The sequence below is a fragment of the Candidatus Streptomyces philanthi genome, from assembly GCF_059553635.1.
The window spans coordinates 1-7,950 of record NZ_JCANQV010000265.1 but is presented as its reverse complement, the minus strand read 5'-3'; the positions used below and the strand labels follow the sequence as shown (position 1 = coordinate 7,950).

The following is a 7,950-nucleotide window of genomic DNA, read 5'->3' as shown; positions in this document are numbered from 1 at the left end:
GAGCGCCTGCGCGTCCTCGTTGGCGAAGAGGTCCCCGGCCGTCCCGTGGTCGAGGACCTGGGCGAACGCGTCCAGGTCGCTGGCCAGCACGGGCGCCCCCGCGGACAGCGCCTCGACGAGGATGATCCCGAACGACTCGCCGCCGGTGTTGGGCGCCACGTACACGTCGACGCTGCGCAGCAGCCGCGCCTTGTCCTCGTCGCTGACCATGCCGAGGAACTCCACCCGCGAGCGCAGTGCGGCGGGGAGGGCGGCGACCGCCTCCTTCTCGTCGCCGCGTCCGGCGACCAGCAGCCGGGCGTCGGGGACCTCGGCCAGGACGGCGGGCAGCGCCGCCATCAGCACGGGCAGTCCCTTGCGGGGCTCGTCGATCCGGCCGATGAAGCCGAGGGTGTTCCCCCGCCACTCCTCCTTGGGTTCGGCGTCCGCGAAGAAGCCGACGTCCACGCCGTTGGGGATCACCACCGCGTCGCCGCCGAGGTGCTCGACGAGGGTGCGCCGGGCGTACTCGCTCACCGCGATACGGGCGCTGATCTTCTCCAGCGCGGGCTGGAGGATCGGATACGCGGCGATCATGGCGCGGGAGCGGGGGTTGGAGGTGTGGAAGGTCGCCACGATGGGGCCCTGCGCCGCCCAGCAGCTCAGCAGGCCCAGCGACGGCGAGGCCGGTTCGTGGATGTGGATGACGTCGAAGGCGCCGTCGTGCAGCCAGCGGCGGACCCGGGCGGCCGACAGGAAACCGAAGTTCAGCCGGGCGACGGAGCCGTTGTACGGCACGGGGACGGCGCGTCCGGCGGAGACGACGTACGGGGGCAGCGGGGTGTCGTCGTCCGCGGGGGCGAGGACGGAGACCTGGTGGCCGAGGCGGAGCAGATGCTCGGCGAGGTCGCGGATGTGGAACTGGACGCCGCCGGGGACGTCCCAGGCGTAGGGGCAGACGATGCCGATTCTCACGCGCTCTCCGTTCCGGGGGCCGCCCCGGACGCCGGGCGCGGCTCCAGGTCGGCGAGCCACAGGCGTTGCAGCATGTGCCAGTCCTCGGGGTGCTCGGCGATGCCGGAGGCGAACGCGTCGGCCAGCCGCTGGGTCATCACCGCGGCCTTCTCCGCGTGGGTGCCCTCCTCGGGGACGGTGATCTCGGGGTGGAACCGGCCCCGCATGACGGGGCCGTCGTCGTACCAGAGGGTGACGGGCAGCAGTATCGAGCCGGTACGGGCGGCGAGCATGGCCGGGCCCGTGGGCATCTTCGCCCGTTCCCCGAAGAAGTCGACCTCGGTGCCGGAGCGGGACAGGTCACGGTCGGCGACCAGGCAGACCACGCCGCCCGCCCGCAGCCGGCGGGCCAGCGTGCCGAAGGCGGCGCCCCCGGTGTGCGGGAGGACCTCCATGCCCAGGCCCTGGCGGTAGGCGACGAACCGGTCGTAGAGCGACTCCGGCCGCAGCCGTTCGGCGACGGTGGCGAAGGGGACGCCGCGGGCGGTGGTGAGCCAGACGCCGGCGAGGTCGTAGTTGGCCATGTGCGGCAGGGCGAGGACGACGCCCCGGTCGCTCGCCACGGCCTCGTCGAGGCGGTGGGCGTCGTGGGGCGCGAAGCCGTTCCTTATGCGGTCCCCGCTCCACACCGGCAGCCGGAACGACTCGATCCAGTAGCGCATGTACGAGCGCATCCCGGCCCGCGACAGCTCCGCGAGGCGCTGCGGCGGGGCGCCTGGGACGACGCGGGCGAGGTTGGCCTCCAGGCGCCGCACCCCGGCGCCGCGGCGCTTCCACGCGGCGTCGGCGATGCCCCGGCCCAGGCGGACGGCGGCGCCCTCGGGCAGCCGTTTGACGGTGCTCCAGCCCAGGCCGTAGAGGCCGTCGGTGAACCGTTCGGCGACGGTGGCGGACCGTTCGCCGGTCGTGGCGCGGCTCATGCGCTGTTCCCCCCTTGTGCGACGGCGTCGGCCTCGGCGGACTCCCGGCGGACCGTCACCACGCGCTGGCCGAGGGTGACGGTACTGCCGACGGCGACGATCCACAGGCCGATCGGCAGCAGGACCTCCACGCCGGGCACCCCGAAGGCGTGCAGTCCGGAGAAGCCGCAGGCGACGAGGGTGACGACCAGCCGCTCGGCGCGTTCGACCAGCCCGTTGACGTTCACCGGCAGGCCGATGGCCTCACCGCGGGCCTTGGTGTACGAGACGACCTGGCCGCTGGCGAGGCAGAAGATCGCGATGGCGCAGAGGACCAGGCTGTCGCCGCGCCCCGCGTACCACAGGGCGAGGCCGCCGAAGATCGCCGAGTCGGCGACGCGGTCCAGGGTGGAGTCGAGGAAGGCGCCCCAGCGGCTGGAGCGGCCCAGTTGCCGGGCCATGTTGCCGTCGACCAGGTCCGAGAAGACGAACAGGGTGATGACGACGGTGCCCCAGAAGAACTCGCCCCGCGGGTAGAACACCAGGGCGCCGGTGACCACACCCCCGGTCCCTACGAGGGTGACCGCGTCCGGGCTGACCCCGAGACGGATGAGCAGGGCGGCGAACGGCGTGAGAACACGCGTGAAGAACGCACGCGCGTACGTGTTCAGCATGGCCTTCCCGAAGGTCGATACGGGCCGCGCGGTCATGGGGCCACCGGCTGGCCCATCGTAGCCACGAGCTCCGGGGGCACCACGAAGGCATCGCGACACCGGGTGCATCCGGCATTCCGGACACATCCCGCCACGGCCCCGGGGACGGTCCCTTTGCCCCCGGACGCGGCGGGACGGGCGCACGGATCCGGCCGAGCTCCCGTCCGCCCCGTATGGACGGGGCATGACCCCGGTGGAAAGCTCGAACCACCGCAAAGTGTCGACCTGGAGGCGAGACACATGAGCGAGAAGTCGGGTACACGTCCCGGGGCCGCCGGAGGCGCACCGGCGGCCGGCCGGCCCACCTCCCTGAGGAACGTGGTGCTGGTCGGCCACAGCGGCGCCGGGAAGACCACCCTGGTCGAGGCACTGGCCCTGGCGTCCGGCGCCGTCAACCGGGCGGGCCGGGTCGAGGACGGCACATCGCTGTCCGACCACGACGAGATCGAACGGCGCCGACAGCGCTCGGTACAGCTGTCCCTGGTGCCCGTCGACTGGGACGGGGTGCGGATCAACCTGCTGGACGCCCCCGGATACGCCGATTTCGTCGGCGAGCTCCGGGCCGGGCTGCGCGCCGCCGACGCGGCCCTCTTCGTCGTCTCCGCGGCGGACGGCGTGGCGGGCGCGACCCGCGCGGTGTGGGACGAGTGCGCGGCGGTCGGCATGCCCCGCGCCCTGGTCCTCACCCACCTGGAGGCATCCCGCGCCGATTTCGACCAGATGACCGAGCAGTGCCGCGCGGCCTTCGGCGGCGACGACCCCGACGCGGTCCTGCCGCTGTACCTGCCGCTGTACGGCACCCCGGGCGCCGACGGGCACGCCCCCGTGCACGGGCTGATCGGCCTGCTCACCCGGCAGGTCTTCGACTACTCGTCCGGGAAACGGACCGAGCGGGCGCCGACCGCGGAGGAGATGCCCCTGGTCGAGGAGGCCCGCGGCCGGCTGATCGAGGGGATCATCGCCGAGAGCGAGGACGAGACCCTGATGGACCGCTACCTCGGCGGCGAGGACATCGACCTCAAGACCCTCGTCGGCGACCTGGAGACCGCCGTGGCCCGCGGCACCTTCCACCCGGTGCTGGCCGCCGCCCCGGCACCCGAGGGGGCCCGGCAGGGCCTGGGCACCGTCGAACTGCTGGAACTGATCGCCGGCGGCTTCCCCACCCCCGCCGAACGGGAGGCGCCGGCCGTCACCGGCGTCGACGGCTCCCCGCGGCCCGCGCTCGCCTGCGACCCCGAGGGGCCGCTCGCCGCCGAGGTGATCCGCACCACGTCCGACCCGTACGTCGGCCGTCTCTCCCTGGTCCGCGTCTTCTCCGGCACCCTGCGGCCCGACGAGACCGTGCACGTCTCCGGGCACGGTCTGACCGACCGGGGCCACGAGGACCACGACGCCGACGAGCGGACCGGCGCGCTGACCACCCCGTTCGGCAAGCAGCAGCGCCCCCTGGACCGGGCCGTCGCGGGCGACCTGGCGTGCGTCGCCAAACTCGGCCGCGCGGAGACCGGCGACACCCTCTCCGCCAAGGACGACCCGCTGCTGATGGAGCCCTGGTCGATGCCCGACCCGCTGCTCCCGGTCGCCGTGCGGGCGCACAGCAAGGCGGACGAGGACCGGCTCTCCCAGGGCCTGGCCCGCCTGGTGGCGGAGGACCCGACGCTGCGTCTGGAGCACAATCCGCACACCCGGCAGGTGGTGCTGTGGTGCCTGGGCGAGGCGCACTCCGAGGTGGTGCTGGAGCGGCTGCGGACCCGGTACGGCGTCCAGGTCGACACCGTCGCGCACAAGGTGTCGCTGCGGGAGACCTTCGGCACCCCCGGCGCCGGGCGCGGCCGCCACGTCAAGCAGTCCGGCGGGCACGGGCAGTTCGCCGTCTGCGAGATCGAGGTGGAGCCGCTGCCGGGCTCCTCGGACGTCGAGTTCGTGGACAAGGTCGTCGGCGGCGCGGTGCCGCGGCAGTTCATCCCGTCCGTGGAGAAGGGTGTCCGCACCCAGGCGGCCCGCGGGGTCGCCGCCGGGTATCCGCTCGTCGGCGTCCGCGTCACCCTGCTCGACGGCAAGGCGCACTCGGTGGACTCGTCGGACGCCGCGTTCCAGACGGCCGGCGCGCTGGCGCTGCGCGAGGCGGCCGCCGGTGCCCGCATCGACCTCCTCGAACCGGTCGCGGAGGTGACGGTGCTGATTCCGGACGATTTCGTGGGCCCGGTGATGAGCGATCTGTCCGGGCGCCGCGGCCGGGTGGTGGGCACCGAGCAGGCGGGGCCGGGCCGCACCCTCGTCCGCGCCGAGGTGCCGGAGACCGAGATCGGACGGTACGCCGTCGACCTGCGGTCCCTGTCGCACGGCAGCGGCCGGTTCAGCCGCGCCCCGCTGCGGTACGAGCCGATGCCGCCGCAGCTGGCGGCCGCCGTGCGGGAGGCCGCGGCCGAGGGCAGATAGAGGGGTCCCGGCCGCCGTCCGGCTCAACTCCCTTGGGCCGGACGGCGGCTGTACGCTGGTCGGCGGGCGCGGCAGGTGTGCCGCGGGCGGTAGTCGGGAAGAAGCCGCAGGGACACGTGCGGCGATGGGGGCGGGCAAGTGGCAGCAGACGGCTTCGACTTCAGTCCCGGGGCGCAGATCCCGGTCGCGGGTGCCGCCGGGCAGACGGCGGCGACGCAGGCGCTGGCCTCGGCCGCCTACCGGGACGGGCCGCTCGCCGACATCTCCAAGGCCGACTCCTCCTCCGGCAGTTCCGACATCAAGAAGCCCAAACTGTCCCTGTTCGAGCCGAATCTGGGTGAGGCGTTCTCCCGCGCCGTCCAGATGCGGATGCTCGGCGGGGGCCGCAAGCCCCTCGTCCAGTCCTTCGGGATCGAACCGCAGACCGTCGTCGAGCACTGCCTTGCGGCCACCCGCATCCGCAAGCAGCGCGACGGCAGGCTCACCGTGCTGATGGTGGTGTTCGGGCTGCTGTTCCTGCCGGGTGTCCTGCTGTGGCTGGGCGGCTTCCAGCTGAAGAAGGTCCTCGGCAAGGACGGCAAGGGCACGTCGCTGATGGGCGGGGCGCTGCTGCTCGTCGCCGGTGTGGCCGGTGTGATCTTCATGATCAAGCTGCCGTTCAGCGGCTTCTGGTCGGTCTACGCCCGCGCCATGGTCGTCGCCCCGGTGGTCGGCTGGTGGTGGGCCAAGCAGATCTGCGAGCGGACCGCGGTGAACCTGCGCGGCGCGTGGCAGGGCCTGCTGGACGGCGGCGGGGTCGGCGCGAAGATCCCCGAGGCGGTGCCCCGGCACCCGAACGAGACCGCCGCCGAGGCGCTGCGCCACAATCTCGCCAAGCTCTCCGCCGAGCAGCGCAGCAACGTCGTCTTCTACGCCGGTCCCAAGGGGATACTCGGGATGGGCACCCGGTGGGGCAGCTGGCACCTCGCCGAGGAGCTCAAGCCCGCGGAGGGCGTCTCCGAGATCCACCCGTTCCGCAGCTGGGACGTGATCCGGGCGATCCACGACCGGCTGCGGCTGCTGGAGCGCAGCCCGCTGCACACCGGGGGGTTCCAGCAGCCGCCGTCGGTACGCCACTGGATCGTCTCCCCGATCGGTGAGAACGCCAAGGCCGTCTCCCGGCCCGAGGGCGCGGACGTGGACGCCTTCCAGGTCCGTCCGCACGAGATAGAGCGGATCTGCAACGAGCAGCAGTTCGGCAGCGGCAACCGCCACTACCTGGGCGTCCAGTTCGTCCTGTGGGACGGCCAGCTGGTGATCACGCTGCTGATCACGGTGACGGTGCTGCACGAGACGCTGCGCATCGAGGTCACCGGCCACGCGCTGGGCCCGGTGAACTCCCTGTTCGCCGGGAAGCCGTCGCCGAAGACCAAGGAGGTCGCCAAGGTCTTCAAGTTCTGGGAGACGAAGAAGCACACCCTGCCGCTGGTCGACGCGAGCGAGGTGGTGCGGCTCGCCGCCCGCGCCCCGCTGACGTGGTTCCCGCCGGTGCTGGACTTCCTGGGCGGCAAGCTGGGGCTGCCGGAACCGTTCGGGCTGCGGCACGTGTGGGCCGACAAGCCCTGGCGGCACCGTTTCATGGCGGACGACGCGCTGCGTGCCGCGACGCCGGTGCTGCGTACGGTGCACGCCGCCGCGATGGGCGTGCTGCGGGAGAACGGTGTGGACACCGAGCGCTTCGACAACCGCTCGCTGGTGCTCAGCGGCATGGTCCAGGGCGCGGTGCCGAGCCTCGCGGACGAGTACAACGCGTAGCGGCGGCCGGGGGCCGGGGATGCTCCGGCCCCGCGGCGCCGAAGGGCCGTCTAGCGGAAGATCCCGGTGTGCCCGAGGGAGTACCGTCCCGGCTGCGGGTAGACGGCCAGGCCGTGCGGGCCGCTGCCGACGGGGATCTTCCGGAGGGTCTCCCCGGTGCGGGTGTCGATGGCGTAGACCTCGGAGTGGTAGCGGCCGGAGAGCCACAGCACCTTGCCGTCGGCGGAGACACCGCCCATGTCGGGGCTGCCGCCGCCGGGGATGTGCCATTTCCCGGTGAGACGGCCGGTCCTGAGGTCCAGGAGCGAGATCGAGCCCTCTCCGCGGTTGGAGATGTACATCCGCCGCGAGTCCCGGCTGACGTAGAGCCCGTGGGCGCCCTTGCCGGTGCGCAGCAGCCACGGTTCGCCGAAGGTGTCGCCGTCCAGGACCCAGACGCCGTCGGCGGTCATGTCGGCGATGTACCAGGTCCTGCCGTCGGGGGAGATCTTCACGTCCTGCGGCATCGCGCCCCGGAACGGCAGTCGCCGCTGCCCGGTCACCTCCATCTTCTCGGTGTCGACCTTGAGCAGTTCACCGGAGAACTCGCAGGAGACGATGAAGTACCTGCCGTCGGGCGAGAAGTCGGCGTGGTTGACGCCGGCGCAGGTCACGGGCACGGTCCTGCGGACCTTCATGGTGTGCGGGTCGCGGAAGACCAGCTCCCGGTCCTTGGAGGCCATCACGACCGCGTACCGGCCGTTGGGCGTGAAGTAGAGGTTGTACGGGTCGTGGACGTCGACGGTCTCACCGGCCTTCCCGGTCCTCGGGTCGATGGGGGTGAGGGTGTTACCGAGGTCGTTGTTGACCCACAGCGTCTTGAGGTCCCAGGAGGGCACGACGTGCTGCGGCTGGTTGCCGACGGGGATCGTCTCGATGACCTCGTAGGTGGCGGGGTCGATGACGCTGACGGTGTTGGAGTTGGTGTTGGGCACGTAGACGCGCGGGAGGTAGGGCTTGACGCGGGGCAGCAGCCGGTTGGGGCGGTCGGCGGCGTAGAGGTCGTGGGCATCGAGGGGCGGCGGCATCCCGGGCAGGGTCTTGGCCGCCGGGGCGGCCGTCGTCGCGGTCGG

The 7,950-nt window shown here is 72.8% G+C and carries 6 protein-coding genes; 2 read left to right on the top strand and 4 right to left on the bottom strand.

Features of this window, described 5'->3' with window-relative positions:
- From AC51EU_RS23990 to pgsA, 3 genes are all read right to left on the bottom strand, one after another.
- Positions 1-954 (bottom strand): glycosyltransferase family 4 protein (locus tag AC51EU_RS23990; protein WP_496269125.1); only part of this gene is annotated, 954 nt, incomplete at its 3' end.
- Positions 951-1,913 carry a phosphatidylinositol mannoside acyltransferase gene (locus AC51EU_RS23985; RefSeq protein WP_496269124.1) on the bottom strand — a complete coding sequence of 321 codons (963 nt, stop codon included), beginning with the start codon at positions 1,911-1,913 and terminating at the stop codon, positions 951-953. The genes AC51EU_RS23990 and AC51EU_RS23985, both read right to left, overlap by 4 nt.
- The gene (gene pgsA, locus AC51EU_RS23980) at positions 1,910-2,566 is read right to left on the bottom strand and encodes a phosphatidylinositol phosphate synthase (RefSeq protein ID WP_496269123.1); all 657 of its coding nucleotides are present in this window, start codon (positions 2,564-2,566) and stop codon (positions 1,910-1,912) included. The genes AC51EU_RS23985 and pgsA overlap by 4 nt, the downstream gene beginning before the upstream one ends.
- Before the next feature lie 279 nt (positions 2,567-2,845).
- Here pgsA and AC51EU_RS23975 point away from each other — a divergent pair, with 279 nt between their 5' ends.
- Both AC51EU_RS23975 and AC51EU_RS23970 read left to right on the top strand, forming a co-directional pair.
- A complete protein-coding gene (locus tag AC51EU_RS23975) occupies positions 2,846-5,044 on the top strand; it encodes an elongation factor G-like protein EF-G2 (protein WP_496269122.1) in 2,199 nt (732 codons plus the stop codon).
- 138 nt (positions 5,045-5,182) lie between these two features.
- Entirely contained in the window at positions 5,183-6,838 is a 1,656-nt protein-coding gene (locus AC51EU_RS23970) for an AbeC-like domain-containing protein (RefSeq protein ID WP_496269121.1), read from the top strand.
- Between the two features lie 50 nt (positions 6,839-6,888).
- On the opposite strand, the gene AC51EU_RS23965 is transcribed toward AC51EU_RS23970, so the two are convergent.
- The coding region (locus AC51EU_RS23965; protein ID WP_496269120.1) for a YncE family protein at positions 6,889-7,950 on the bottom strand (1,062 nt) is incomplete at its 5' end.